The sequence below is a fragment of the Candidatus Brocadia sinica JPN1 genome (assembly GCF_000949635.1).
GTDB classification, from domain to species: Bacteria; Planctomycetota; Brocadiia; order Brocadiales; family Brocadiaceae; genus Brocadia; species Brocadia sinica.
Genome location: NZ_BAFN01000001.1, coordinates 1327327 through 1353036, shown reverse-complemented (window position 1 = coordinate 1353036; position 25710 = coordinate 1327327). Strand labels below are relative to the sequence as shown.

The 25710-nt window shown below is 43.3% G+C and carries 27 protein-coding genes; 2 read left to right on the top strand and 25 right to left on the bottom strand.

Annotated features, from left to right (window positions below; translation table 11 throughout):
* Positions 1 to 131: 131 nt before the first annotated feature.
* Entirely contained in the window at positions 132 to 1193 is a 1062-nt protein-coding gene (locus tag BROSI_RS06100; protein WP_157842407.1) for a methyltransferase, read from the top strand.
* Between the two features lie 34 nt (positions 1194 to 1227).
* On the opposite strand, the gene BROSI_RS06095 is transcribed toward BROSI_RS06100, so the two are convergent.
* From BROSI_RS06095 to BROSI_RS06055, 9 genes are all read right to left on the bottom strand, one after another.
* Complete coding sequence (locus BROSI_RS06095; protein ID WP_082059075.1) at positions 1228 to 2292, bottom strand: methyltransferase; 1065 nt, start codon at positions 2290 to 2292, stop codon at positions 1228 to 1230.
* Positions 2292 to 2699 (bottom strand): bacteriohemerythrin, encoded by a 408-nt coding sequence (locus BROSI_RS06090; RefSeq protein ID WP_052562867.1) that lies wholly within the window; start codon positions 2697 to 2699, stop codon positions 2292 to 2294. The genes BROSI_RS06095 and BROSI_RS06090 overlap by 1 nt, the downstream gene beginning before the upstream one ends.
* Positions 2700 to 2705: 6 nt before the next feature.
* The gene (locus BROSI_RS06085; protein ID WP_082059074.1) at positions 2706 to 4559 is read right to left on the bottom strand and encodes an amidohydrolase family protein; all 1854 of its coding nucleotides are present in this window, start codon (positions 4557 to 4559) and stop codon (positions 2706 to 2708) included.
* A gap of 15 nt (positions 4560 to 4574) precedes the next feature.
* On the bottom strand, positions 4575 to 4757 hold the full coding sequence (locus BROSI_RS06080) for a hypothetical protein (RefSeq protein ID WP_052562865.1): 183 nt from the start codon (positions 4755 to 4757) through the stop codon (positions 4575 to 4577).
* A 114-nt stretch (positions 4758 to 4871) separates the two neighbouring features.
* Complete coding sequence (locus BROSI_RS06075; RefSeq protein WP_052562864.1) at positions 4872 to 5468, bottom strand: hypothetical protein; 597 nt, start codon at positions 5466 to 5468, stop codon at positions 4872 to 4874.
* A 229-nt stretch (positions 5469 to 5697) separates the two neighbouring features.
* On the bottom strand, positions 5698 to 7038 hold the full coding sequence (locus tag BROSI_RS06070) for an acetyl ornithine aminotransferase family protein (protein WP_052562863.1): 1341 nt from the start codon (positions 7036 to 7038) through the stop codon (positions 5698 to 5700).
* A gap of 10 nt (positions 7039 to 7048) precedes the next feature.
* The gene (locus tag BROSI_RS06065) at positions 7049 to 8761 is read right to left on the bottom strand and encodes a DEAD/DEAH box helicase (protein ID WP_261338896.1); all 1713 of its coding nucleotides are present in this window, start codon (positions 8759 to 8761) and stop codon (positions 7049 to 7051) included.
* Positions 8762 to 8767: 6 nt separating this feature from the next.
* On the bottom strand, positions 8768 to 9466 hold the full coding sequence (locus BROSI_RS06060) for a hypothetical protein (RefSeq protein WP_052562861.1): 699 nt from the start codon (positions 9464 to 9466) through the stop codon (positions 8768 to 8770).
* A 5-nt stretch (positions 9467 to 9471) separates the two neighbouring features.
* Positions 9472 to 10038, bottom strand: coding sequence for a hypothetical protein (locus BROSI_RS06055; RefSeq protein WP_052562860.1), 567 nt, complete (start codon positions 10036 to 10038; stop codon positions 9472 to 9474).
* Between the two features lie 130 nt (positions 10039 to 10168).
* Here BROSI_RS06055 and BROSI_RS06050 point away from each other — a divergent pair, with 130 nt between their 5' ends.
* Complete coding sequence (locus BROSI_RS06050; protein WP_052562859.1) at positions 10169 to 10609, top strand: TPR end-of-group domain-containing protein; 441 nt, start codon at positions 10169 to 10171, stop codon at positions 10607 to 10609.
* On the opposite strand, the gene BROSI_RS06045 is transcribed toward BROSI_RS06050, so the two are convergent.
* The 16 genes from BROSI_RS06045 to BROSI_RS05970 form a co-directional block, all read right to left on the bottom strand.
* Positions 10596 to 11366, bottom strand: coding sequence for a type III pantothenate kinase (locus BROSI_RS06045; RefSeq protein WP_052562858.1), 771 nt, complete (start codon positions 11364 to 11366; stop codon positions 10596 to 10598). The two genes, BROSI_RS06050 and BROSI_RS06045, sit on opposite strands and share 14 nt — an antisense overlap.
* Positions 11357 to 12385, bottom strand: a complete 1029-nt coding sequence (gene obgE / locus BROSI_RS06040) for a GTPase ObgE (RefSeq protein ID WP_052562857.1) — start codon at positions 12383 to 12385, stop codon at positions 11357 to 11359. The genes BROSI_RS06045 and obgE overlap by 10 nt, the downstream gene beginning before the upstream one ends.
* A 68-nt stretch (positions 12386 to 12453) precedes the next feature.
* A complete protein-coding gene (gene rpmA, locus BROSI_RS06035) occupies positions 12454 to 12702 on the bottom strand; it encodes a 50S ribosomal protein L27 (RefSeq protein WP_052562856.1) in 249 nt (82 codons plus the stop codon).
* A gap of 51 nt (positions 12703 to 12753) precedes the next feature.
* Positions 12754 to 13074 (bottom strand): 50S ribosomal protein L21, encoded by a 321-nt coding sequence (rplU, locus tag BROSI_RS06030; RefSeq protein WP_052562855.1) that lies wholly within the window; start codon positions 13072 to 13074, stop codon positions 12754 to 12756.
* Between the two features lie 30 nt (positions 13075 to 13104).
* Entirely contained in the window at positions 13105 to 14625 is a 1521-nt protein-coding gene (locus BROSI_RS06025) for an Rne/Rng family ribonuclease (RefSeq protein WP_052562854.1), read from the bottom strand.
* Positions 14626 to 14640: 15 nt separating this feature from the next.
* The gene (locus tag BROSI_RS06020) at positions 14641 to 15252 is read right to left on the bottom strand and encodes a TIGR03936 family radical SAM-associated protein (protein ID WP_261338895.1); all 612 of its coding nucleotides are present in this window, start codon (positions 15250 to 15252) and stop codon (positions 14641 to 14643) included.
* Positions 15253 to 15349: 97 nt separating this feature from the next.
* Complete coding sequence (gene ptsP, locus BROSI_RS06015; protein ID WP_052562852.1) at positions 15350 to 17404, bottom strand: phosphoenolpyruvate--protein phosphotransferase; 2055 nt, start codon at positions 17402 to 17404, stop codon at positions 15350 to 15352.
* 22 nt (positions 17405 to 17426) lie between these two features.
* Positions 17427 to 17897: a PTS sugar transporter subunit IIA gene (locus BROSI_RS06010; protein WP_052562851.1), complete on the bottom strand. Its 471-nt coding sequence runs from the start codon at positions 17895 to 17897 to the stop codon at positions 17427 to 17429.
* A gap of 31 nt (positions 17898 to 17928) precedes the next feature.
* Positions 17929 to 18291, bottom strand: coding sequence for a ribosome hibernation-promoting factor, HPF/YfiA family (gene hpf, locus BROSI_RS06005; RefSeq protein WP_052562850.1), 363 nt, complete (start codon positions 18289 to 18291; stop codon positions 17929 to 17931).
* Between the two features lie 102 nt (positions 18292 to 18393).
* Entirely contained in the window at positions 18394 to 19137 is a 744-nt protein-coding gene (locus BROSI_RS06000; RefSeq protein WP_052562849.1) for a ComF family protein, read from the bottom strand.
* A 76-nt stretch (positions 19138 to 19213) separates the two neighbouring features.
* Positions 19214 to 20287 (bottom strand): LptF/LptG family permease, encoded by a 1074-nt coding sequence (locus BROSI_RS05995; RefSeq protein ID WP_052562848.1) that lies wholly within the window; start codon positions 20285 to 20287, stop codon positions 19214 to 19216.
* A 4-nt stretch (positions 20288 to 20291) separates the two neighbouring features.
* Positions 20292 to 20771: a 2-amino-4-hydroxy-6-hydroxymethyldihydropteridine diphosphokinase gene (gene folK / locus BROSI_RS05990; RefSeq protein ID WP_052562847.1), complete on the bottom strand. Its 480-nt coding sequence runs from the start codon at positions 20769 to 20771 to the stop codon at positions 20292 to 20294.
* Positions 20772 to 20840: 69 nt separating this feature from the next.
* Complete coding sequence (locus BROSI_RS05985) at positions 20841 to 22685, bottom strand: TIGR03960 family B12-binding radical SAM protein (protein WP_052562846.1); 1845 nt, start codon at positions 22683 to 22685, stop codon at positions 20841 to 20843.
* 55 nt (positions 22686 to 22740) lie between these two features.
* The gene (locus BROSI_RS05980; RefSeq protein WP_230400651.1) at positions 22741 to 23529 is read right to left on the bottom strand and encodes an HlyD family secretion protein; all 789 of its coding nucleotides are present in this window, start codon (positions 23527 to 23529) and stop codon (positions 22741 to 22743) included.
* Between the two features lie 148 nt (positions 23530 to 23677).
* Positions 23678 to 24424: an ABC transporter ATP-binding protein gene (locus BROSI_RS05975; RefSeq protein ID WP_052562844.1), complete on the bottom strand. Its 747-nt coding sequence runs from the start codon at positions 24422 to 24424 to the stop codon at positions 23678 to 23680.
* Positions 24425 to 24549: 125 nt separating this feature from the next.
* On the bottom strand, positions 24550 to 25704 hold the full coding sequence (locus tag BROSI_RS05970; protein WP_052562843.1) for an ABC transporter permease: 1155 nt from the start codon (positions 25702 to 25704) through the stop codon (positions 24550 to 24552).
* Between the last annotated feature and the right edge of the window lie 6 nt (positions 25705 to 25710).

Below are 25710 nucleotides of genomic sequence, written 5' to 3'. Positions count from 1 at the left end.
TAATATTACAATAAAAATATGCTAAGTATTCAAGTTACAGATTGCCTGTTTTCGAATATTTGTTATTGACTTTTCAAGCAGGTGTTTTTCTAATTGAGCGAAAACGAATCATTAAAATGGGAGAAAAAAATATGACTGAAACACAAAATAAAGATAGTGAACGAAGTGCACTTCCACCCCAAGCGGTTGTCATGCAGATGGTTGTTGGCGCATGGATATCGCAGACAATTTCGTCAGTAACCCGTCTCGATATTCCCGACCTCTTCAAAAAACATGGTCCACAAACTGCTTTAAAGTTAATTCAAGAGTATGGTGTTGATGCAAAACCAGACCACCTTGAACGTGTGCTGCGCGCCTGCGCCAGCGTAGGGATTTTTACTGAGGACACCCAGGGGATTTTTGGGCCAACCGCACTCTCGGATGTCCTTACTTCAAGTTCTCCGGTATCTGTCAAGAAATTCACCGAAGTGTTTGGTAACTCCTGGTGGAAGGTCTGGTCAGGATTGCATGATGCATTGAGGACGGGGCACGCACAAGCAAGTGCACAACTCGGTATGGATTACTGGGATTACTGTAAAGCCAACCCGAAGGAAATGGAAGACTTCGGAGAAGCAATGAAATCAAACAGCCACAATTCCATACGCGGTGTGCTTGAATACTGCAACTTGTCAGGTGTCAGAAAAGTTGCAGACATCGGGGGTAGTTTTGGTCATCTTACGATTGAGCTTCTCAGAAAGTACCGGAATCTGTATGGTATCGTTCTTGAAATGCCAGACCTCATTCCTATTGCTCAGAGGCGTCTTGCTGGGGAGGATAAGGATATTGTCTCCAGGGTAGAGTTTGTCGGAGGAAATATGTTTGATGGGGTACCCAGTGCAGATGTCTATATCTTAAAACACATTATCCATGATTGGGACGATACCCACTGCATCAGGCTTCTCAGAAACTGTTACTCAGCAATGGTTGGCGATGGCCGCATGATTTGCATAGATACAGTGCTTCCGCCGATGGGTGATACAGGGGGAGATTTAGCCAAATTCCTTGACATCAACATGATGGTCTTTCATCCTGGCAAGGAACGGACACGAAATCAATGGGAGGCTCTTTACAAAGCTGCGGGCTTTAAGATTGTATCCATTACGTCACTCAACGACAACTTCGGAACGAGTATCGTGGAAGGAAGAAAGGTGTGATCAGGTATCTCCGGCTGTCGGCCTTTCTAAAAATCTAAATTGAAGAAAATCCTTCCGCTATCCATATACCTTCAATTAAGCTCAACGGTGAAGGTGTTTTAATAATATTCGTAAGTCTGAAGCCGGCTGCATGGAATAGTGTCCGATATTCAGATTCGGTGCGTTCCCGGCCGCCGTGGTTCAATACCAACATGTTCAAATCCATGAATTTGCTGAGGTGAGGCTGATTCCCCGTGGGGACGATAGACTCAATTACCAGCAACCGGGCGTGGTCTGTCATCGCAGTATGGCAATTTCTAAGGATCTTTATCGATAATTCATCACTCCAGTCGTGTATAATGGTTTTGAGTATATAAAGGTCGCCACCCTGTGGTATAGACTTGAACATATCACCTCCGGTCATTTCACATCGTGTATCGATTCCGGCATTTCTGAATTTCTTTGCTGCTTTTAGAACCTCAGGCATATCGAACAAAATGCCTTTCAGATGCGGATTTGTCTGTAAAATTGCGGCAAGGAGGCTGCCATGGCCGCCTCCAATATCTACAATTGTTTGATACATGGAGAAATCATAGCTATTCATGATTGCGTAAATCTGCATTTCCGATGACCGTGTCATCCATGCATCAAAGGTCGCTCCGTCATCCGGATTTTTGGGGAGATAGTCAAAGAAACGCATACCGTGTATATGTTCAAATGCGCTTTCTCCGGTCATTACTGAATAGAACAGATTGCCCCAGGCTCCCCAATGAAACTCTGAACCTGCCAGGAGCACACCCGGCAATACGGAATTCATGCTATCGCTCCGGAGTGTGGTTGCAAGTGGAGTCAGACAAAAGCGGCCGTCTTCCTCTTCTCGAAAAATATCAATGCTGGCAAGGGCACGCAGGAGTCGGTAAAGTGAGCAAGCATGAGCTTTCGTGGCATTGCTTAGTTCATCAACGGTCTTTGATCCGTCCTTGAGCAGGTCGGCAATGCCTAGCTTTGCGGCAACATAAATGGCTTGGGTTCGAAAGTGGCCGGTTGCCAGATGCATCATGTGCAGTTGCAATGGTATTTGATCTTTCTGGGAGAACTTGCGGGTTGCCTGGTTTTTCATTACCTCAGGCCTCTTGCATTAAAGAATTCTTTGTATTTCATGTCTTCTTTCAGGATATGATTTGTCCACCACGATTTTAAATACGTGAATATTTCCGCTGGGACAGTTACTTTATGCACCATAGTTTCCACGCAGAAATCAACGGTCTTTTTCTTGAATTCCTGGTGTTGTTTTTTTTGTGACGGATACTCCGGATAATCATAATCGAGCATGTATTGCTCCTCTGTCCTAAAATGATCGCTGGCATATTGGGTCATTTTAGTCAATGTATCCGAGATAATTTCTGAATCAACTTTTGTGTCATTCATCTCAATCAAGGTATTTACCAGCATGACGATTTGCTGGTGTTGTTTATCCAGGACCAGGACGCCGACACTAAAGTTTTCGCCCCATAGTATCTTTTCCATATTACCCTATATCCAGAGAAATTTCTGGGGATTCTCAGAACAGAATTTGTGTTTAAGATTCGCATCCAGAGAAGAACGAAAGAAATTTTTCAAATAATCTTCATGCGAATCAATACCAAACAGGTTAATCGGGAAATCGCTCCCAAAGAGTATACGATCCTCATACCCTTTGTCAATAATTCGTTCCTTCAAGAATTTATAAAAATCCTTATTATTCCCTATATACGAAAAGTCCACGTAAACATTCTTATATTCACCCATTAATGCCAGTATGGTATCTAACCATACTTTGTAAGGCTTATTGATATCAAACCCACAATGGGCAAAATTGATTTTGAGATTATTATATACTGAAAGCACCTTTCTCCACTTTTCTGGATTGGTATATTCAATGCCATGATGAGCGGCCTTGAACCCGCCGGGTGAACAATGTACGGTTATTGGAATGCCCTTCTCACTGCAGAATTGGTAGAGATAATTTACCTTGTCAAATTCAGTAGCTGTATCGGCTGGTCTGTCATCGTAGTCTGGCCATGGATCAAAGCCCAGAGGGGGATATAACTTGATTCCAGCAAAGAAATGACTGCGCAGGTCATCAATACCTCTCACCGGTATCATTTTTTCCCTCTTTTTGGCATCTTTCTCATCCGGGAAATAATGCTCTCTGCTTTTTTTAGTAAATGTTCCATATTTTGTATTATTATATTCACCAAAATACTTTTCCAGCATCTTGGGGATGTTATTTCTTTCATCAAGGTCATGAGTTTCGTCGGACATTGCACCGATTTTATTAAGGATATTTTCATCTATTTGCACATGGGAGGAGACCGTGCGCAAATCATTTCCTATGTTTGTAGCTCTCTTATAAATTACCAACTTCCCCGTCTTTTCGATGTAAGTAACTTTATTTTCTAAAGTATCTCTAACATTCTCTTTTACGCTTTGCGGGATCTTCCTGCTCTTGAGAGAGCTATACAATGTATCTTTTATCCCTTTTGGAGCTACACTCACAGTTCCCAGGTCATAATTTCTCGTATTAATTCCCAGGAAGGGATAGATGTCGAGTATTTTTACCGGACTTCTTTCCCGATAATCTCTTATACCGTTAAAAACGTCTACAACCTGCTCCACAACGGGTTTCCTGGGTGGTTTGTTGTAGTGAATTCCAGGTATGTCAAAATCTTTGTAACCAAAATCGATTATCAGAGGAGTGATAACTACCTTGTTATATGTTAGTAGTTCTCCCTCTTTTGTTTTAATCTGTATTTCATTCCCGTTTTCTTTCCATTTTTCCTCGAGATTTTTTATAAAAGACGAATATTTATTTGTTGATGCAGTACGATACTTATCTATTAATCCTTTGTATCTTTCATCTGCTGCCAGGATGTCCAATTCCATAGAGAGAAACAAACTACCCGCATCATTTTCAATAACTGATAAAAGGTTTATATTTTTTCTAAGAGTATCTGTTACCAGGTCGCTTCCCCCTAAAGAGATCTTTCTCAGAATCCATAAAGTGAAAATCAATGCGGCGAAAACAACTGCAAAAGCGCAAAACAAAATGATATTGCTTACCTTGGCCGACAGGAAATATTCATATTTACTTATCGCAAGCAATACGATTCCGGAGAGGGCGCCACTTAAGATAATCAATAGTATTTTGATTAGTTTAACGCTGAAATTTATCCCCAATAACCGGCAGATAATTTGGAGAAATTTTCCTTTTCCCAGCAGGCCTGAGAAAGATACCGTCCTGTCCTTTAAAAAGCGATTCAGGAAGGCGAGGAGTCCTGCATGGCTCAAATTCAGTGCATGGCAATGGATATCGTAAAATACCTTTTTCTCTTTTCCATCCATCATCTTCTCCTTAATATTTCAGGGTTTAAGGTTTAATTCATCAATTGCATGAAGAATTGCTTCGTACCAGCCCACATAATCGCCGAGTTTGTCTTCGACTAATTTTAACTCTTCTTTTGTTAATTCTCTCCCTAATTCCTGTTCAGCAACGTTTTGAATATCTTCGATGTTAACTGAGTGAATAAGTTTTTTCTTATGCATAAACAATTATTTTTATTAGAAGATATCTTTAAAATCGACAATAATATAGCATTAATAAAAAATGAAAGTAAAATCAAAGATGGTTATGTTAAGTAGACATTCTATACGTATCACTCAATAGTTATTTTTAATTTTAACTTCCTCTCCTTGCAGCCGCATCCAGGGTGGATAGATACCACCTCGAAAAAAGGTGTTTATCTTAATGTTTAATTGAAGGTCGAAGTTGGCAAAACGTTGACGATCATCTGTTACAGAAAATTTAACCAATCCTCTGATTTCCTCTTCATGTTTAAATGCTTCCTTTTTTATTAAAAAGTGTTCAAGATCATTGAGATTATCAGCCAGGTTATAATCAATTTTTCCAATTACATACTTAATATCAAAATAGCCTTCTATCACAAGATATTCTTTTGGAAACTCAACTCTACTTAATGCACTTTCCAATTTTTCCACAGAACTTTGAATCTGTACCCCCATTTTTTCTTGAGAATATATCCCCCACATCGCATCACTCTCTAGCAAAAGACTCCAAGAAGTACCAAAAGGAAACCTATTTTTTATCCCAGCATGCTGCGGCCTTTTGAAGCTCAGGTAAAGCACATCGGCCTCTTTATCATAATCAATCCACATTTTGGTCTCGGGCATTTTTATAATATGTGAAATAAGTCCATTTACTTCTTTCAGGGTTTTTTCCATCTTTACCGTTGCCATACAATTGCTTCTCTTTCAAGTTTAATTTTGCTCGTAAAATACGTGGTAATTATAAAACCATCACTCTCAATAACCTTTGGGTCTGTGGTATTGTTAATTTTTGACATGTTGGGTTTTACCTTTTGCCCGTTATCTTCCATCTAAATGGAACTGTTCAAAATATTTATCTCTATTAGATTGCGAAGGCGAGGAGAACTTTGTTCTGACATGTTATTTTATTTGTGCGATATCATTTATTTTCCAAGGTTTCTTTCAAACACTCTTCAAATATGGACAAAGCAATATCTGCGTCGTCTTTCGAAAGTATCAAAGGCGGGCAGAAGCGGATGGCGCTGCGTCCGCAACTCAACAGCAAAAGTCCTTTTGAAAACGCCTTCTGGATGATACTATCCCGCTCTTCTGATGCATATGCCTTGGTTTCTTTATCTTTCACCATTTCAATGGCAAGCATAAGTCCCAGGCCTCTGACATCACCAATGATGGGATAGGTGCGTTCTAATTTCTTTAATTCTTGCATCATATAAGCACCCTGTTTGGCCGCATTCTCTATGAGTCCATCCTCAAGAAGCTTAATAGTTGTGAGCGCAGCCTGACAACTGATGGGGTTCCCCCCAAACGTACTTGCATGACTGCCAGGCACCCAGTCCATTATTTCCTCTGATGCAACCGTGGCAGATAAGGGGAGGCCGGACGCAATACCCTTTGCAATAGTAATAACGTCCGGGATTATGTCAAAATGTTCGGAGGCAAACATTTTACCTGTACGACCCATACCTGATTGTACTTCATCAGCAACGTAAAGGATGCCAAAATCGCGTGTCAATTGATACAGGGCATTGTGGAACTCTTTTGGAGGCACAATGTATCCACCCTCTCCCTGGATAATTTCCACAAAAATCGCTGCCACATCTTCGGGTGGCACCTTTGTTTTGAATAATTCTTCCCGAATCCACGTTACACAGGCCATATTACAGTTGTCGGGAGTCAGGCCATAATGACAGCGGTAACAATATGCATACGGAATATGGATGACCTCAGGAATTAAGGGTAAAAAATGCTTGCGTTGGTTTAGTTTGCTGGCAGTCAGAGAAAGCGCCCCCATCGTTCTTCCATGAAATGCATTGTAAAAGGCAATGACGATGCTGCGCTTTGTATGGTAGCGTGCCAGTTTAAATGCAGCCTCTACAGATTCTGCACCGGAATTACCGAAGAAGACTTTCTTTGTATGAGACCCCGGGCAAATCGCAGAGAGCTTTTCGGCCAATACGATGTGCAGGGGGTTATAAAAATCTGCGCCAGACATGTGGATAAGGGTGTCTGCCTGACTGGAGATCGATGAGATAATTTGGTCGTGGTTGTGTCCGGTATTACAAACCGCAACACCAGCGGTAAAATCAAGGAAGGTGTTATCATCGACATCCGTAACAACCGTGCCTTTTGCGCTTTTTACCACTAATGGATAACTCTTTGTTGAAGATGGTGAGACAAATTTTTTTTCCTTCTCTAGGTATTGAATTGCGTTGGGTCCGGGGAGTTTGGTGCGGACGCAAGGATAGTTTTTTGTCGTCATGTAAAACCTTTCAATTTTTCATCTGTAATGTGTTCGATATCAATTCACCCAAGGTTGAAAAGAGGGTTTTCACGACCTCTGTTTCGGGGAGGGGTATTTTCAGATAAACCTTTCCTGTTTTTTCATCTCTGCTGATGGCTGTGTCCAAGTGTTTTTCGATGGATTGATCAGGCTGTGTTATAACTTTACTGAGATTCATCAGGAATTGAGCGCCACTATTGAGGAGGTTATTCAAATGATCCAATCCTTTTCTATCCCCATCTGCCGCACTTACGGCATGGCCTCCTTCCTCCAGGGTGAGTTCTTTTATGTCAGCCGCCTCCTCATCCAGTTCCGTTTCTCTTTGATCCTGCCTTTCCAAGGCAGAATCCACCTTCTCTAAATTATCTGTTAACGTCTCCACAGACTGCATGAATTTTTTGAGCTGGGATTCTCCAATCATTACGACATTTTCTCCATCACTGTCGAGTGTCCCTGCAAACAATGATTTTTTAAATTTAAGGAGATCCAGCATTCTTTCCTCAATGGAAGAGACAGTGACAAAGTTGATGACGCGAACCGTTTTTTGCTGGCCGAGCCGATGCACACGGCCGATGCGCTGTTCAAGAACAGCAGGGTTCCAGGGGATATCCATGTTAATTACCGTTGATCCGCTTTGCAGGTTCAATCCTACCCCGCCTGCATCTGTGGATAGGAAGACCTTGCATTCAGGGTTTTCCATGAATTGCGACATCAACCCTGCCCTCTGCTTTGAAGGGATATTGCCATTCAAGTGGACGTATCCAATCCCGTTCCTCTTCAGGACATGCTCCACTAGTTCCGTCATTCTGAGCCACTGGCTGAAGATAACAGCCTTTTCTCCACCCTCGATGATTATCTCTTTCAGGATTATTTCTAACTCTTCAATCTTTGGGCCATGAATCGTTTTCTTGTCAACGAGATAGGTATTATCGGCTGCCATTCGCATATAATTTAAGGCTATTTGTAGCCGCCTCTGATCCGCCTCGCACAGGAATTTATAACGTCGCCACTTGGCTACCAGTTTTGCCACAATATCGTAATTTTCATCATGGATGGCCCGTTGTTCTTTTGGCATGGGGACAAAGAAGTTTTTGTCGATTCGTTCCGGAAGCTGCTTTAAAACCTCTTCTTTTTTCCTCCGCATCATGACATTTTTCAGGGAATCCCTGATGGATTGCAGGTTTTGGTATCCGATTACCTTTCCCCCTTCATCTACAATTCTGTGGTTATGGACAAACCGATATAAAGGACCAAAATGTCGCCGGTCGATGAATTCCATAATAGAGTGCAATTCTTCAATCCTGTTCTCGATGGAGGTCCCAGTAAGTACGATGGCAAAGGTAGAATTCAGTTGTTTTACGTATTGCGCGGTCCTCGTCTTCCAGTTTTTAATCCTCTGTGCCTCATCAAGGATAATCAGGTCTGGTGCCCAACCTTTGATCATATCAATATCCCGGAAGACCAGCTCATAATTGATAAGCTTGTAAAAAGACTCATTCCGGTAGAATTGTCTCCTCAGATGGTTAAGACCTTCAATTACTTGAACCGATCTATCGGTAAATTTCTCTATTTCTGTTTTCCACTGATGTTTCAGAGAGGTGGGAGAAACGATCAAGACCTTCTGTATATTAAATAGTTTCGCCATTAATTCTGCCGCAGCGAGCGCCTGGATCGTCTTCCCCAGTCCCATATCGTCACCGATGAGGCATCACCCTGCATTCACAGCAAACAATGCCCCTTCACGCTGATAGGGGTATAATTTCGTTTTCAGAATATTTTTAACAATTGGGCTGTTAATCCCTCCTTTGAGCTGAGACTTGATGATATTCCGCCGATGTTCGGCATCCTGATATTCAGCGATATGGGCCATTACATCGTCATAACATCGTATTTCGTGGCCATTTTTTTGTGATATATTGTTAAGAAATTGGTGAAAATGAAGAATATAGTCCTCTTTGAGCATTCCGTTTGGATCGAAATACTTATTTACCAGGGAGAGCACCTCAGGTGACGCATCTTTCCCTGCCTTAAATCGGACATCTCGCTTAAGCCCGTAACGCAAATAGACCTCGGAATATGGCGGAGTATATCCCTCCCTGAGTGCCTTCTTTGCACCTTTTTTTTCCATCAATCTGGAGAGGGTGAACTCGATATGCTTGCATGTTCCAAGGTTGTTGATGCTGTAATCGGGGCAGGAGCAATAATTGTCTCCGGGAGCGTCTCCCCGAATGGCGATTTTATATACCTTCCCGGATTCGGAATTGGTGAGTTTAAATTCCGAAAAGAGGGGATGGTTGCCGGTATTATCGAGCTTATACTTTTGCTGTTCACCATACTGCTTTCTGAGAATTCGCTGCCACTCCTCTAGGCTAAGGTCTTCTGGTTTGTGCGTTCTGGATATCTTCATGGTAATTAGTTTTTCTTTTGACAATAATATTTGTACACTAAATCAGCAAATGCCTCCAGCGCATATGAACCTTTTCCAAGATCTGAAAGGCATCTCCTAAATTCACGGAGATTTTTAAAATTTTCTGACAGATACTGGGCAACAAACGTTTCTGCGGATATGAAATTGAGCTCCGGGCCCTTGTCGTCCGGACTTTGGTAAATTTTATATGCGACAATGTCGGTGATCATTTTTACGTTGACATCTTTTACCTTTGAAATCATGTTTTTGACGATATCAAAGCTTAAAAGCTGCTTATCCTGGTAATAATTATACACCGTATCGGCAATGTCATTAATCGATTTCATCCCCTTATCACGTTGAGATACGTGGGTTTTCAATGAATCAAAATCCTTAAATTTTTCGGATATATATTGGGCGACCGCCTCAGTCGCTGCAAGAAAATTTGCCTCCGGACCCATATTTTCCGGGCTTTCGTGTATTTTATATGCTACCATATCGGTTATTGTCTTCAGTGTGATGTCTTCCTTGCTGTGGATTTTGCTTTTTATGAGCTCTTTATCGATGGGCATTTTTTGCTCCTCCGTTTCGTCAACGAAACAAAATAAAAATATGCATACTGAGACTTGACAATTGCATATTTTATACATATATTTATTCAAGAGCAACAATTATAAGCAATAATAATAAATAAGCATACAAATGAAAACAGAAACGAAAAACAGATTTCTCAACTCGATTACACTGCCGAATTATGAGTTTATCATTACCGCGCCTGAATTTAAAAAAGAAGGGGAGGAATTTACTATTTGGTTTTTTGAAGGTATCCTTGAAAAGAATCCAAATTATGTAGATTGCCTTCTGTATTTAGGCAATGCGTATACGACACATGGTATGTATGAAAAAGGCCTTTCGGTAGATCAGAAGTTAAGTCGCCTTAGACCAAACGACCCTCTGGTCCACTATAACCTTGCTTGTAGTTATGCGCTGCTGAAAAATATTGACGCCGCATTTGAAGTACTGGAAAAGGCAATTGCGTTAGGTTATAAAGATATCTATCATCTGGAAAGGGACAAGGATCTGGCTTATCTAAGAGAAGATGTTCGGTATCAAAAATTGATTGAGAAAATCAAAAAACGTTAATACGGTTGTGTGAAGCACGCGCTGTTTTGTACGTGATTCTGATTCCCTCCAACGTCAGATAGGGTAATACCGTAGTAACGAGGGGGATTTCCTGCGCCAGCATATGTGCATTTCCTCCGGTCGCTATTACGGTTGGCTGGCATTCCAGTTCATCACGAATCATACCAAGAATCTGGTTTATCATCCCGATAGTTCCCCAGTAAATGCCGGAATTTATTGCCTCTTCTGTGTTTTTGCCGAGAACATTGTTTGGTTTCCTGACGGATATCCGCGGTAAAAGCGCTGTATAGTGGTGGAGTGCCCGTGATGAAGTGTCCATCCCAGGAGCAATAACTCCCCCCAGAAAAGCCCCTTTATCGTTTATCCCGTCAATGGTTATTGCAGTGCCCGCATCAACAACGATCGTCCAATTTTTTGTCCGTTCAAATGCGGCAATTGCATTTACCAACCGGTCTACGCCCACCTTTTCCGGATGTTCCGTCAGAACCGGGATAGGAATGGGAATGTCCTTCCCGATAATTTGGGGTTTTACCGGCAGATGTTTCCGGATAGTTTCAATGACGAATGCTTCTGCCTTTGGGTTGACAGATGCGATGACAACAGCCTGTGCTTCGTTTAAGACAGCAGGATTGAGAATTTTTGTTAAATTTGTCTGGGGCGGGCGCTCATCTTTTACGGTATGAGCAGACTGTAAGATGTCTCCTTCGAATATACCAACGTGAATATTTGTATTACCAATGTCGATTGCTAACAACATACAGGTTGGTTTGTGCTGGCCTGAATCTCATTTAATGCGCTTACAATCATATTTGTCATTGTGCCGACATTTTTGCCCGTAACCATGGAGACAGGACAGACCGGTTTGGATATTTTTTCTTCCAGGGTTTGAATACACCTGATACCAGTCTCTGCATCTAAAAGATCCATTTTATTTGCAATGACAATTTCTGGTTTTTCAGCAAGGCTGGGGTTGTATTGTCTTAATTCGTTCCGGACAATATAATATGCGTCCGCAGGATTTGCACCCGCAACGGGAGACACATCCAAAAGATGGACTAATAGTTTTGTCCTTTCGATATGACGGAGGAATTCATCCCCAAGCCCTATCCCCTTATGTGCCCCTTCAATGAGTCCGGGTATGTCGGCGACAACGAATCTTCGGTAATTCTCTACCTCCACGATCCCTAATTGAGGTTGCAGCGTGGTAAACGGATAATCGGCAATTTTAGGTCTGGCAGCCGATATGCGGGCGAGTAGTGTTGATTTTCCCGCATTGGGCATTCCAATAAGTCCGACATCCGCAAGTAATTTCAGTTCAATGGCCAACCATCGTTCTTCTCCCGGCCTCCCTTTTTCTGCCCGGCGTGGAACCTGATTGGTGGAAGTTGCAAAATGTTTATTCCCTCTTCCCCCTCTTCCGCCTCGTGCAATAACAATGCTTTCCCCACCGCTACTCATATCTTTCAAAATACGTCCGCTTTCTTTATCTTTAATTATCGTTCCTCTGGGTAAGTCTATAATAAGATCTTTCCCATTTTTGCCTTTTTTCGTGGAACCCTTTCCATGTGCCCCGCTCCCCGCGATATGTTTTACCCGGGAGGTGAGGTCGAGTAGTGTATCTATCTTCGTGCTGACGCGAAGTATAACATCTCCCCCTTTCCCTCCGTCCCCGCCGTCGGGTCCTCCATGAGGGACGTATTTCTCCCTCCGGAAACTTACACAACCGTTTCCCCCGCTACCCCCCTTTACAAATATAACAGCTTCGTCAACAAACATACTTTAGAAAAGAGAAAGGGTGCACGCCAGGGCACCCTATTATAAAAACTCCTTGTATTGAACGATAATTAATTGGGCTTTGAATAGACGCTTACACGGTGTCTTGTTTCAAATTTTACCGTACCGTCTATCTTGGAAAAAAGGGTGTCATCTCTTCCAATGCCAACATTCATTCCAGGTTTGAACTTTGTTCCACATTGGCGGACGATTATAGAGCCGGCAGTAACAAATTGTCCGCCGAATCTTTTTACGCCCCGCATTTGCGGATTACTGTCTCTTCCGTTCTTTGAGGAACCTTGTCCCTTTTTATGTGCCATGTTACTCCCTCCGTTTTGAAATATATGTAAATACTCGTAACAACAACTGATTTACCCACAGATGATTTCTTTAATTTTTATCCGGGTATATTTTTCCCGGTGCCCTCTTCTGCTCATCGATTCCTTCCTCCTGCGGAATTTTATGGTCATAGATTTTACCCCCTTTTTTATGCCTTCAACTTCCGCAATAACTTTTGCATTTTTATTAGCTTCAGCCCCAAAGGTCGTGTTCCCCTCATCATTTGAACATACTAATACGTCATGAAATTCCAAAATTTGTCCGATTTGGGTATCAGCTTTCAGGTCGATGAGATGATGCTCACCGGCCCTTACCTTGTATTGTTTCCCTCTGTCTTTTACTATTGCGTACATTTATTCATTTCTCCTTTCCCTGTTAAAAAATTATATGGTAACAAGTTCATCTTTCTGATTGAAGTAACGAATATCTATTTTACCGTATTCGTGATTCGTTGTGCTAAAAATATGTATCTTTTTATTATAGGACTCTTCGATTTCTATCATTTGCTTCCTTTTTTGATTTTGCAAATAATTTGCGACCTCATGGTTCGCAATGATTTCAATTCTGGCAATCTGAGGCGAATGGATAGCAAACTTCAGGGCTCTCATGGCATTTAAACAAAGGCTTTCAACTGTTTTGGCATAGCCGGTGCCGCCGCAAAGCTTACATTCCTCAAAAAGGACATCCCGCAGACTCGACCGGATCCTTTGACGGGTAAGTTCAATGGTGCCAAATTTTGACATCTTCAGCATCTTTGTTCGCGCCTTGTCCCTTTTCAGGGCTTCTGCAACAACCTTTTCAATAGCATGATTGTGCGATTCCGTCCTCATGTCAATAAAGTCAATTACAATTACACCGCCCAGGTCCCTTAATCGTATCTGACGCGCAATTTCCCTTGCAGCTTTGAGATTGGTTTTAAAGGCCGTTTCCTCCGGGTCGCTTTCTTCTTTAAATTTGCCGCTATTGACATCAATTGCAACAAGCGCCTCAGTCTGTTCAATCACGATTGAGCCCCCGCGAGGCAAGCGGATTTTTTTACAGTTTATCTCCTCAATCTCTTTTTCAATATTATATTTATGAAATAATGGCTTATCCTCACTGTAAAGGGTCAAATGTCTTTCATATTTGGGCATAATCATGCGAAGGAAATCACGTGTTCTTTCATATACGGCTTCCGTGTCTACGATGATTTCCTGTATGTCAGGTGAAAATATGTCTCTGATAGCCCGAATTACCAGATCACTTTCCTGATAAATAGTTGCCGGGGTACTGACGCTTTTTGATCGTTTTTCAATGTTTTTCCATAGTTTTAACAGATAATGAAAGTCCTTGTGGATCTCTTTTTTGGTCTGCTGCGCCCCTGCCGTTCGTATGATGAAACCGACATTAGCGGGAGGATTCAATCCCTCAAGTATTTTTTTTAACCTTTGCCGTTCCTCTTCACTCGCAATTTTTCTGGAAACTCCGTGGCGGGGCACATCCGGCATCAAGACCAGATACCTTCCCGGCAGACTGATATACGTTGTCAGACTAGGACCCTTTGTGCCGATACTTTCCTTTGTCACCTGAACCAGCACTTCTTGTCCCTGATGCAAAATATCCCTTATCTTACGGAATTCCCGATGGGGTCTGGCATGGGTATCAGCATCTGATGCATGGCTCCCGTTCTCGGTGGGAATCAAAATGTCCGATGCATGGAGAAATCCATTTTTTTTGAGTCCGATATCAACAAAAGCCGCTTCAATACTGGGTTCAATATTAACAACCCTTCCCTTGTAAATATTGCCTGCAATTTGTTCCCGTGAACTCCTTTCAATGTAAAGTTCTTCCAGAATATTATTTTCTAAGATGGCAATGCGGCATTCTTCAGGTTCAACTGCATTAATAAGCATCCTCTTATCCATGATTATTTCCCTTTGCTAGGCAGAAGAAGACAGGTTGACCTTTATCCTCGTAATTTCAAAGAGCCCTTTTTTCTCGTTTCCACATAAGGAATGGATTACCTCTTCTGGTCTTGCCATGCCTTCTGATTCCATTTTTATCGACAAAATTAACCCGTTGGGCGTTACCGTGATTTCCTGAATAGAAGGTCGAATATCAAAAGGTTTTGAATATCCATCCTTTGTGCGGTTTACAATAATCGACGATTGTTGTAAAAATTCGCTAATCCTTTCCGTCGTGGGAAGGCCCGGATCTTTAAAAACAACCTCATACAATACATCACAAACCGAACTCCTTGGGGAACATGGCATAGCCTCCCCTGAAAGAATATGAATACCCTTTGGCAGCTGCCGACCTAAACGCTCGGCCAAAATCTCAGGAGGCATCGATTCAGGCAATTCTAGTTCCAAAACTTCATCTTTGCCGGCTATTCCAACACTCAATGCTATGGGGATAGACAATTTCGGGTGAGGGTTAAAACCCTTGGACATCGCGATAGGTATGTTAGCCCTTCTAATAGCCCGTTCAAAGACCTTCATCAAATCGTGATGAGAAATAAAGCGAATATCGCCTAATTTATGAAATCGAATACGTATCTTTGCTATAATTAATCAGCCGTTCAAAAAAAGTTCAACTCTAATAATTCAAACTACTTATGTAAAATTCTAATCATGCCGTTTCTTGCTGTCAAGGATATTTTTGTCCCTCAAAAATCTCCGGCAATATGTCAATAGCAATATTTCTGAGATAATTAATGGTTTTTTCAGGGTCGTCAAAGTGATAAGCCGTTTCTGCTATCTCTTTTGCTTTTTCAAAAGTAATCGAACGGACAATTTTTTTTATTTCCGGTATAATCGTTGCTGGGGCTACACTAAACTCGGTAAGTCCCAACCCGATAAGGGGAGCGGTATATTCAATCTCACTTCCCATTTGCCCGCATATTCCAACCGGGATGTTATTCTCTTCTGCTGCCGTTATTGCAAGTTTTAAAAGTCTCAAGATGGCAGGATGCACGGGGCAATACAGATACGCCACCCGTTCATTATTTCTATCGACAGCCAAAGAGTATTGGATAAGGTCATTGGTGCCGATACTGAAGAAATCACATTCCTTTGCTAAGGTATCTGCAATAATGACAGAGGAAGGGACTTCGAGCATAATTCCCATATCAATGTTTTTATTAAAGGGGATATTTTCCTTATCTAATTCTTCCATAGTTTCCCAAACTATTTGCTTTGCGCGCCGCAACTCCTGGAGAGAAGAAATGAGGGGAAATAATATTTTCACATTACCCAGCACAGAAGCCCTTAAAATGGCTCTCAGTTGTATCTTAAATATGGATGGATTTTCGAAGCAATAACGTATGGAACGACATCCCAGGAAAGGGTTTCCTTCCTTCCGGTCATCCAAATAATCGAATTTGTCGGCGCCAAGATCGAGTGTTCGAATGATAACAGGCTTATCCTTTAATTCTCGCACGACAGCAGTGTATGCCTCGAGATGCTCCTCTTCTGTTGGAGGACTGGATGCGCCTAAATAGAGAAATTCCGTCCTATAAAGGCCTATTCCCTCGGCGCCATATTTTACGTTCAGACCGGTTTCTTTTGGGAATTCGATATTGCCGAAAATGGAAATATGCTTGCCATCCCGCGTGGTTGAAGGTTGATCCTTAAGCTCAGTGGCTAATTTTTCTTCAAAGACATGTATGCTCTTGACCTTGCTTTGGTATGTTGCCAGGGTTTCTGCGTCTGGCCTGACAATAACAATGCCACTATTACCGTCTACAATTACCGTATCACCCCCAAAGACGTCTGTGGTGATAGTGCCAAGCCCGACAACAGCTGGTATGCCTAAGGCGCGGGCAACGATAGCAGTATGAGAGGTCCTTCCGCCTACGTCAGTGGCAAATCCCTTGACTTTTTCCGTGTCGAGCGAAGCAGTTTGAGAAGGGGTAAGGTCGTGTGCCACCAATACCACTTCTTCAGCAAGATTCTTTAGTTCCTCTCTCTTTTCTCCTAACAAATTTCTTAAAAGTCGCCGCTCAATATCAAAGATGTCCGTCACTCTTTCTGCCAGATAAGAGTCATGAACGTCCTGAAATTTTCTGATGTATACACGCAAGGCAAGCGATACGGCAAATTCCGGTGTAAAGTTGGTTTTCTTTATTTTTTCAATAATTTCATTTTTTAAACGGACATCCTGTAATACCATTCGGTGGGTGCCAAAGATCGACCCGATTTCAGAACCTAAATTTTCAGAAACCTTCTGCTCTAAATCATGTATTTCCTTTTTTGAATCTTCGATGGCCTTTTCGAGCCTGTATACTTCACCCTCGACCTCTTCTTTTCGTATAATATGGCGGGGAATGCGGTATCCTTCACTTTCAAACATGAAGGCCTCACGGATAATTACACCCGGAGAGACTGCGATCCCTTTTCTGATTTCCATAAATTCTTCTTCAAATTTGCTTTTAACCAATCCCTCCAGGGCATCCAGCGCCTCTGCTGCATCAGGTCCTTTTGCGCTAATGATTATTTCTGTGCCGTTCTCCGCGCCAAGGGTTAAAAGTTCAATAATGCTTTTGCCATCGACCTCTTTACTCTTTGTTCTAATACGGATTTCTGAAGTATATTTATTTGCAATTTCCGAGAATTTGGTGGCAGGTCGCGCGTGCATCCCGTTAGAATTCGAGATTTTTACTTTTCGCTCTAATAATGTGGAATTTTTAACGTAAATATCCATGTTGTGTTATTACCAGGAGTAACTAAATCTGAATCCCATCGACCTCGTGCAATATTTCAATCATACCCTCTTTGCCATTAGCCTCGCGCATAAATCGGCGGAAATCATTATCCCTTATAACGGTAGATATCCTTTCTAATGCAGCAAGATGTGACCCGGCAGAATCATTTGGGGAAAGCAGGAGAAAGAAGAGATGGACTGGTTCACCGTCCAGCGCATTAAAGTCAACGCCTTGCATTGACCGCGCAATCGTCCCCATAATCTTTTTTACGGAATCATGTTTTGTATGAGGAACAGCGACGCCCTTCCCTATGCCGGTGCTCCCCAATTCCTCCCTTTTCATGAGAGATTTAATGATATTTTCAACATCCCTGGCATTGATTTTTTCTGCATCCTTAAGGGAGCAAACCATCTCCCGAATTACAGCCTCTTTTTCCGCGGCCTTTATTTCCGTGATAATAGCGCCTTCCACAATAAAATCAGTTAATTTCATGCTAGAAAACTCCTCCCGATCGAATTATTTTTCATTCTGTTTCTGGTATACCTTCAAAACCTTCCGTTTCAGTAATCGCAGGTTTTTTTCTCCGGACAATTCTGGATTGGATTTTACCCTTGTGCTTTTTCAGCTGGGCCTCGATCTTATCCACCACGAGATCAATTGCCCGATACATATCGGGATTCGATACCTCTGCAACAAGCGTAGGTCCCTTCGAAACTGAAACAATCATTTCGACAATATGACCATTGTCCCCACCAATATCCAGGGTAATCTGTATCTGCAGAATCCGCTCAAAAAACTTTTTTATTTTATTCGCTTTTTGCAGGGCATAATTTTTAATAGCTTCTGTTATATTTAAATGCCTTGCAACAATTGTGATGTTGTCCAAGGGAGAATCCTTTCGTGAAAAGGTGAAAGTCTCTTAATACATTCAAACGCATAATTGTACTTCTTTAAAAATTGTCAGTCAAGGAAATTAAGATTGTATTATCTATTCAGGATGCCTCGCCGTTGCCAGGATAAGTAAATGAACAGCAACGGCGCCTGCTTCTTTTAGTTTTTTTGAACACTCAGATGCGGTTACTCCGGTGGTTAATACATCATCTACGAGCAACACCTTTTTCCCCTTAAACGACCCAGGATGGTTAATAAAAAACGCATTGTGGATATTTCTCTGTCGTTGATTTTTTGAAAGTTGGGTCTGTGACGCTGTGTTTTTAATACGACAGAGATTGTTTATTGCCACGGGTTTTGAAAAATGTCTCTGAATTCCCTGCGACAAAAGCTCGGACTGGTTGAAACCCCGAAGCATTTGTTTTAACCAATGAAGAGGCACGGGCACGATGACATCAGTATCCGGAACGACCTCTTTCAATCTTTCGTGGGTTATCAGAATATCGCTCAACACACTGGCTAAGAATTTTTGCCTGGCGTATTTAAACTTATGGATTAATGTTTTCATAGCGTCGTCGTAATAAGTAACAGAGGTAATGGTGTTAAAGGGGAGATATTTTCCTTTGCATGCCGCACAACCTTCTTTTGCCCTGGGCGTGATATGGGGTCCCAGGATAGCTCCGCATCGGATGCAACAAGAATGACTAATATAGGGGATTTTTCTTTTACAATGCTCACAAAGATACAGTTCATACGAATTATTTAAATTGCAGTTGCAATGCAAACAGGATCGGGGATAAAAAAGGTCTAAAAAGGCATGGATGTATTCACCTATGGCCATAGTACACTCCCCCATTGCCATATCCGAAAATACTGCTCTTGCGAGGGCGAACGGCCGCCCGTCTCTATCGCCTATACTACATATGCATCATATCAAAAAATAACAACCCGACAGTTCCAAAAATAACTATGGGTAACCACGCTGCCAATATGGGATGGATCATTCCCGTGTTGCCGAGGTTGGAACAGACAAAAGACATGGCATAAAAAATACCACAGATCAGGACACACAGACCAACACGCAAAAATAAATTTCTGCTTAATCTTTCAAACCCTACCACAAGTGGTATACCGAGCAGGAGTAACACAAAGTGCGTAAGGGTATAGGCAATCCTGGAATGAAACAATACCCTGTTTCTCGGATTATCAGGTTCGTTTTTACAGAGTTCCTTTAATTGCTCAAAATTTAATAAACTGGGGTCCAGCTTTATTTTACCAATATCCGCGGGTGTTATCGCAGACTCAAATTCCATACTATCAATTTGTTGTATGGGTGCAACCCACTTTCCCCGTTCATTATAAATATGTTTTACTACCTTGGTAAGCAGCCATGTATTATCTCCCAGCCACCTGCCTTCATCGGCGCTGATGGTAAATTTCTTTTTTTTGTTTTCATATCGAGCAAGGATAAATACAGACTGCATGTTTTGCGTTTTGTTGTTATATTTCCAGATACGAATTAAGGCATTATTTTCCTTATCATCTAAAAGAAGATTTCGCTGGATATTATCACTGAACGAGTTTTGCCGTAAGGTTTCTAACTTCTCTGCAAATTTTGGTATAAGCCATTCCTGGTCACCAAAGGAAGCAAAGGACATAAATACGGTAACAACAAAGATAGGGAGTAATATCCTGTAAAGTGAGATGCCGGCGACCTGCATAGCCAGGATCTCCCGATTTTTACAGAGCCGCACAAGGACAATACTTACCGCTACCAAAATGATGGCAGGAAAAAATTGAAAGACAATTACGGGAAAGAGATACATATAGTAACGTGTCCCTGTGGCGAGGGCATCTCCTCCCATCTCCACAAATTCACCCAGTTTTTGAAGCAGGTCAACAACAATGTATATTCCTGAGATAATGAGGAGGCACATGAAGAATGTCGGAATAAAGGCCTTCAATATGTAGTTGTCGAGTCTTGAGAACATGCTGTTATGTTGTAACCAATAATGAGGCCTGGCGTTCCTTATATAACTGAAGAATAGTTTTTTTGAAAACGGGATGAACGACGCCGGGAGCGATTTCAACAAATGGTTCCAGGACAAATAACCGTGTATGCATCAGGGGATGAGGTATTTTCAGTTGTTGGTCATCAACAATTTCATCGCCATAGAGCAGGATATCAATATCTATATTCCTGGGCCCCCATTTTACCGAACGGATTCTGCCCATGGCGGTTTCGATGCTTTGGAACCGATCGAGTAATTGATGAGGAGACAGTACAGTCTCCATGCTGAGAACGGCATTCAAAAACATCGGCTGGGATGGTCCGCCTATGGGCGCTGTTTCATAAAAGCGGGAAAGCCTTAAAGGCTGTATCCCCTTCGTGGTGATAATATGGTCGTGAGCGGAGAACAGATTCCTTGCCCTGTCTCCCACATTTGAGCCAAGACCGAGAAAAACATGTACCATAATTCATCTTTCCTAACCGGATTAATAAAAATACTTTGCTAAAGTTAACCAAATTCAACGAAGCATAGCCTAAACTGTGCAAAAATTCCTGGAACGCGCGCAGCTTCCACATTCCGGACATGTATCCAGGCGGCAATCGGCTGTAATTTTCTCATCGAAAGATTTCTGCCTTTCCTGCATAAGGAATGGCTTTACAACACCACAGCTGATGTGGTCCCAAGGGAAGACCTCATCGTCGTTTCTTTGGCGGTGGACATAAAAGTTCCAATCAATCCCAGCCTTTTGAAACGCATCCATCCACTTTTGAAAATGGAAATGTTCTTCCCATGCATCAAATTTGCATCCATCCCTCCATGCCTGATAAAGAACCTTTCCCAACCTTCGGTCTCCGCGGGCAAATATCCCTTCTAAAATACTGCGTTCTGCATTGTGAAACTTGATATGAATACATTTTCGCCGAACCCGGTCAAATAATCTGTTTCTGATCTCTTTTATCCGCTGGAGGGTAACCATGGGGTGCCATTGGAAGGGAGTATGCGCCTTGGGCACAAAGGGCGCTATGCTGATATTCACCTGCCCGAAAGAACCACTCATATTCTTTTTCAAGTCGGAGACGTTATAGGCAAGCCTTGCAATGGCATCGATGTCGTCGTCTGTCTCTGTAGGGAGACCAACCATAAAGTAGAGTTTCACCAGATTCCAGCCTTGTTTAAACGCCTCCCCGATGCCTGTATAGAGATCTTCATCGGTGATATTTTTATTAATAATCTTTCTCAGCGTTTGCGTTGCCGCCTCGGGCGCAAGGGTGAGTCCTGACTTGCGAACGGTATTGAGCATGGAAGGCAAAAAGACAAGTTGTTCATTTATCCGTAAAGACGGAAAAGAGATGTTTACATAGCGGGGACGGAAGATGCGGTTCATCCGGTCCATTAATTGTTTTAAAAAGGGATAGTCACTAATAGAAAGTGATGCAAGGGATATTTCGTTATGTCCGGTATTGGTATAGCAGCTTTCCGCAAGGTGTAAAATGTTTTCTACAGTACGGGGTCGGGTAGGCCGTTTACTCATGCCGGCCTGGCAAAATCTGCACCCCTGTGTGCATCCACGCATGACCTCAATAGTAATGCGGTCATGAATCGTTTTTACATACGGCACAATCGGCCTGGTTGGAAAATAGGTCTTGTTGAGATCCTTTACCGATGCCGACCGGATGAGCGACGGCAGACCAGATATTCCTGGATATATAGCTTTTACCGTATTATTCTTATGATAAGAGACTTCATAGAAAGATGGCGCATAGGAGTTCCTCATGGTTTGTGCTATGGAAACAATCTTTTCTTTGCGAGGGAGTTTTCTCTGCTTCATGTCCTTAAATAATTCAATGAATTGTGGCAGGCACTCCTCTCCGTCTCCAACAAGAAAGATATCAATAAAATCTGCCAATGGCTCGGGAGAAATGGCTGCAGGCCCCCCGGCAATAATAAGCGGGTCTGTTTCATTGCGTTCAGATGCCATGACAGGAATCCCTGAGAGATCCAGCATATTCAGGACATTGGTATACGATAATTCATACTGAAGAGAGAAACCTATTATGTCGAATTCTTTCAAAGGGGTACAGGTTTCGAGGGAAAAGAGAGGAATCTTCTGTTTCCTGAGAAGTGATTCCATGTCATCCAGAGGGGCAAATACCCTTTCACAAGCAGTGTCCGTTCGTTCGTTGAGCAACCCGTAAAGAATCTGGATACCAAGATGAGACATACCGATACTATAGGTATCGGGAAATGCCAATGCGATTTTTATATCAATATCGTCATGATTCTTCACAACGGAGTTCCACTCCCCACCGATATATTGTCCGGGCATTTCCACCAGGGGTAGTATATTTCCTGTTATGAACAGTTTTAAGGCATTCATGTTTTAATGATAATATGAAATCTGATATTAAGCAAGCGTTGTTTCGTTTTGAAATTTATGGTGTAATCTGATCAGCCGCCTCGATGAATACATCCATCTGTTGACCGGCAAAAATCGGCAGATCGTTGTGTTCAACGCGGTAAATGACCTGCAACACACGCGTGTCAACGCGCTCAGTGCTGTCGCCGGTAAGCGACTTTTTGGGAACAACATACGGCTCGAAACGCACGAATTTTAGGGGCGTTTTAATTTCCCGGTTGCCGCGCAGAAAGGCCACTGCCGGAGCATCCGGATACACGCGCCATGCGTCATTTTCATCCACATCAACACGCACGTTCAGGGGTTCTGTGCTACCAAAGAGCATGAGCGGCGTTTGGGTGATGCCCGCAGGGGCAAACTCCCCAGGATGGATTTTAGACTGCAGGATCTTGCCATTGCATGGCGCCCGTACAATCACCCGGTCAAGATTGGTTTCTGTTTCATTCACTTGTGCTTTGGCAGAAGCGACCTCTGCTCTTGCCTGTGCCAGTTTCGCCTCAGCGGTTTGCACCGCATAACGGCGCCTGTCCAGTTCATCGACGCTGATAACCTTTTTGTAAGACAAGATTTCAGCCTTGGCCAATTGGTCTTTCAAATCATCCAATTGTGCCTTTTCCACGCTGACTTTTGCCTTTGCCACTCTTAGCGCCGTCTGTCGTATCGCCAGCTGGGCCTTCAGATCACGGTCGTCGATCTTAAATAAAGGATCACGGGCATTGACCCTGCCGCCCACGGAAACGTAAATTTCAGAGACAACACCAGGAATGAGCGTGCCGATAGCAATGTTTTCCGTGTTTGCCTCCACAATACCAGCTCCGGCCACAGATGACCCGAAGGGCGGCGCACTCGGATCCACAACAGGTGGAGACGGTGGAACGGATCTACTGCCTTTAATGACGGTTAACACGGCAAACCCAACACCTAAGGCCGCCAGGACAGGGAGGAGGTATTTTCTAATAATGGGCTTCTCCTGATTCCTTTTTTTGATCTGACGAATTACGCTGAGAATTTGTCACGCTAATGATCTGACCGTCATCCATTTTGGCTATGCGGTCAGCGAATTCAAAAATACGGGCATCGTGGGTAACGACAACAAATGCACGGTCAATACCAACCGCCACCTCGCGCAACAGTTCCATGACCCTGTGGCCAGTCTCATGGTCAAGCGCACTGGTGGGTTCGTCGCATACAATGAGCTTCGGGTTGTGTAACATTGCCCGTGCAATGGCGACTCGCTGCTGCTGTCCGCCTGAAAGTTCCGAGGGGAGTGAGTTTGTACGATCGCTGAGACCCACACGGCAGAGGATATCACGCGCCCTGCCTATTGCCTCTCGCCGTCTGGTGCCATTGATGATCAGAGGAACCGCTACGTTTTCAGCCGCCGTCAGGGTAGGAATCAAATTGAACATCTGGAAAACGAATCCAATGTTTCGTCCGCGATATTGCGTCTTTTCATAATGGGTCATACGCTGGAAATCATGGCCAAATACCAGACATTCTCCGCCATCCCGGTCCAGGACGCCGGCGATGACAGAAATCAGTGTTGTCTTACCGCTGCCGGACGGGCCAACGAGCATCAGCAGTTCTCCCGTACGCACCTCCAGATCTACGCCACTCAAGGCTCGGACCCGGGTACCCCCGCTCCCATACGTTTTGGTTACACCCCGGCAAAGCACCGCAATGTTATCCGTATTTGACATAATGAACAGGTACTTTCTCTATGATTTATTATTACAATAAGTTTCAGTTCCCATCCTGGATACACGGTTTAAGCTGTTTAAACGGCTTAAGCCGTTTAAGCGGCTTGAACCATTTTTTTCGCCTGCTAGCTCTTAAAAACAATTGCAGGCTCCAGTCGCACTACCTTCCACATGCTGAGGGCAGCAGAGATGGCACAGATCAGCATGATGGCAAGCGCACTGAAGAGCAGGAGCTGCCATGGCAGCTGGAAGGAAAGTTCCGTGCGGCCGGACAGCATGCCGAACACCGAGGCGGCGCCGACTCCGAGTCCGTATCCGATGCTTCCGACCATTGCCGCCTGAAGCAAGATCATTCGCAACAACAGAAAATCCGAAGCGCCCATTGCCTTGAGCGTTCCGAAATAACGGAGATTATCAAGGGTGAAGTTGTAAAACGTCTGTCCTGCAATGGCAACACCAACGATAAAGCCCAGCACCACCGTAGTCCCGAAATTGATAGGAATGCCCGTGTATTTCCTGTAATACCTGATAGTAAGCTTTTTGAATTCGTCCTTCGTATAGGCAGCCAAACCCGTTGTCTGGCGAATGCGCTGGCACAACGCCTGAAGATTCTGACCCGGTTTCGCTTTTACCAGCACAAAAGACATCTGTTTGCGCTCGCGCGGTGAAAAAGTCGTTGCCCGCGAGAAAGTTGTGTAAACGACCGGCTGTGACTGGAACGTTCGCTGTACTTCACAAATTCCAACGACAACGGCACGATGATCATTGAGTTCCATGGTGTCACCTATTTTCATGGGCACGCGCCTGCCGTCTGGCATAACCCTGGCCAGCTTACCTGTGGCGCCAACACTATCGACGATTACGGCGTCACTGCGGCGGAGGTCGGCCAGTTGCCCCTGTAACAATTTCGGGGGGCCTCCAATTAACGTCTCGTCGTCAAGACCAATGACGTTGCATGTCTGAAAGGTTCCGTTTGGCAGCCTCGCCTTCAGCAACCCTTTGTACAAAGGCACGGCCCACGCAACCCCTTGCACGCTGCGAACGCGAAGCGATTCCGTTTCTTTTAGCGGTTTGAGATCGTCAATATACTGCACTTTCGGATCCATTACCCAGATGTCAGGAAGCGCCGTGTCCGTCAGGAAGCCGAACGTCCGCGTCATCAGCCCCACGAAGACGGCTGACTGCTGGGTAATAAGCAGTGAAGCGAAGGTCAGTCCGACAATAATGCCAAGGTATTTGGCGCGATTTCCAACAAGCATTTTTAACGCAACAAAATTCATTTTTTA

Bases quoted from the DNA above. Each gene is read 5' to 3' on its own strand.
- BROSI_RS06100 (WP_157842407.1), top strand. From the start codon at position 132: ATGACTGAAACACAAAATAAAGATAGTGAACGAAGTGCACTTCCACCC.
- BROSI_RS06095 (WP_082059075.1), bottom strand. From the start codon at position 2,292: ATGAAAAACCAGGCAACCCGCAAGTTCTCCCAGAAAGATCAAATACCA.
- BROSI_RS06090 (WP_052562867.1), bottom strand. From the start codon at position 2,699: ATGGAAAAGATACTATGGGGCGAAAACTTTAGTGTCGGCGTCCTGGTC.
- BROSI_RS06085 (WP_082059074.1), bottom strand. From the start codon at position 4,559: ATGATGGATGGAAAAGAGAAAAAGGTATTTTACGATATCCATTGCCAT.
- BROSI_RS06080 (WP_052562865.1), bottom strand. From the start codon at position 4,757: ATGCATAAGAAAAAACTTATTCACTCAGTTAACATCGAAGATATTCAA.
- BROSI_RS06075 (WP_052562864.1), bottom strand. From the start codon at position 5,468: ATGGCAACGGTAAAGATGGAAAAAACCCTGAAAGAAGTAAATGGACTT.
- BROSI_RS06070 (WP_052562863.1), bottom strand. From the start codon at position 7,038: ATGACGACAAAAAACTATCCTTGCGTCCGCACCAAACTCCCCGGACCC.
- BROSI_RS06060 (WP_052562861.1), bottom strand. From the start codon at position 9,466: ATGAAGATATCCAGAACGCACAAACCAGAAGACCTTAGCCTAGAGGAG.
- BROSI_RS06055 (WP_052562860.1), bottom strand. From the start codon at position 10,038: ATGCCCATCGATAAAGAGCTCATAAAAAGCAAAATCCACAGCAAGGAA.
- BROSI_RS06050 (WP_052562859.1), top strand. From the start codon at position 10,169: ATGAAAACAGAAACGAAAAACAGATTTCTCAACTCGATTACACTGCCG.
- BROSI_RS06045 (WP_052562858.1), bottom strand. From the start codon at position 11,366: ATGTTGTTAGCAATCGACATTGGTAATACAAATATTCACGTTGGTATA.
- obgE (WP_052562857.1), bottom strand. From the start codon at position 12,385: ATGTTTGTTGACGAAGCTGTTATATTTGTAAAGGGGGGTAGCGGGGGA.
- rpmA (WP_052562856.1), bottom strand. From the start codon at position 12,702: ATGGCACATAAAAAGGGACAAGGTTCCTCAAAGAACGGAAGAGACAGT.
- rplU (WP_052562855.1), bottom strand. From the start codon at position 13,074: ATGTACGCAATAGTAAAAGACAGAGGGAAACAATACAAGGTAAGGGCC.
- BROSI_RS06025 (WP_052562854.1), bottom strand. From the start codon at position 14,625: ATGGATAAGAGGATGCTTATTAATGCAGTTGAACCTGAAGAATGCCGC.
- ptsP (WP_052562852.1), bottom strand. From the start codon at position 17,404: ATGGATATTTACGTTAAAAATTCCACATTATTAGAGCGAAAAGTAAAA.
- BROSI_RS06010 (WP_052562851.1), bottom strand. From the start codon at position 17,897: ATGAAATTAACTGATTTTATTGTGGAAGGCGCTATTATCACGGAAATA.
- BROSI_RS06000 (WP_052562849.1), bottom strand. From the start codon at position 19,137: ATGGCCATAGGTGAATACATCCATGCCTTTTTAGACCTTTTTTATCCC.
- BROSI_RS05995 (WP_052562848.1), bottom strand. From the start codon at position 20,287: ATGTTCTCAAGACTCGACAACTACATATTGAAGGCCTTTATTCCGACA.
- folK (WP_052562847.1), bottom strand. From the start codon at position 20,771: ATGGTACATGTTTTTCTCGGTCTTGGCTCAAATGTGGGAGACAGGGCA.
- BROSI_RS05985 (WP_052562846.1), bottom strand. From the start codon at position 22,685: ATGAATGCCTTAAAACTGTTCATAACAGGAAATATACTACCCCTGGTG.
- BROSI_RS05975 (WP_052562844.1), bottom strand. From the start codon at position 24,424: ATGTCAAATACGGATAACATTGCGGTGCTTTGCCGGGGTGTAACCAAA.
- BROSI_RS05970 (WP_052562843.1), bottom strand. From the start codon at position 25,704: ATGAATTTTGTTGCGTTAAAAATGCTTGTTGGAAATCGCGCCAAATAC.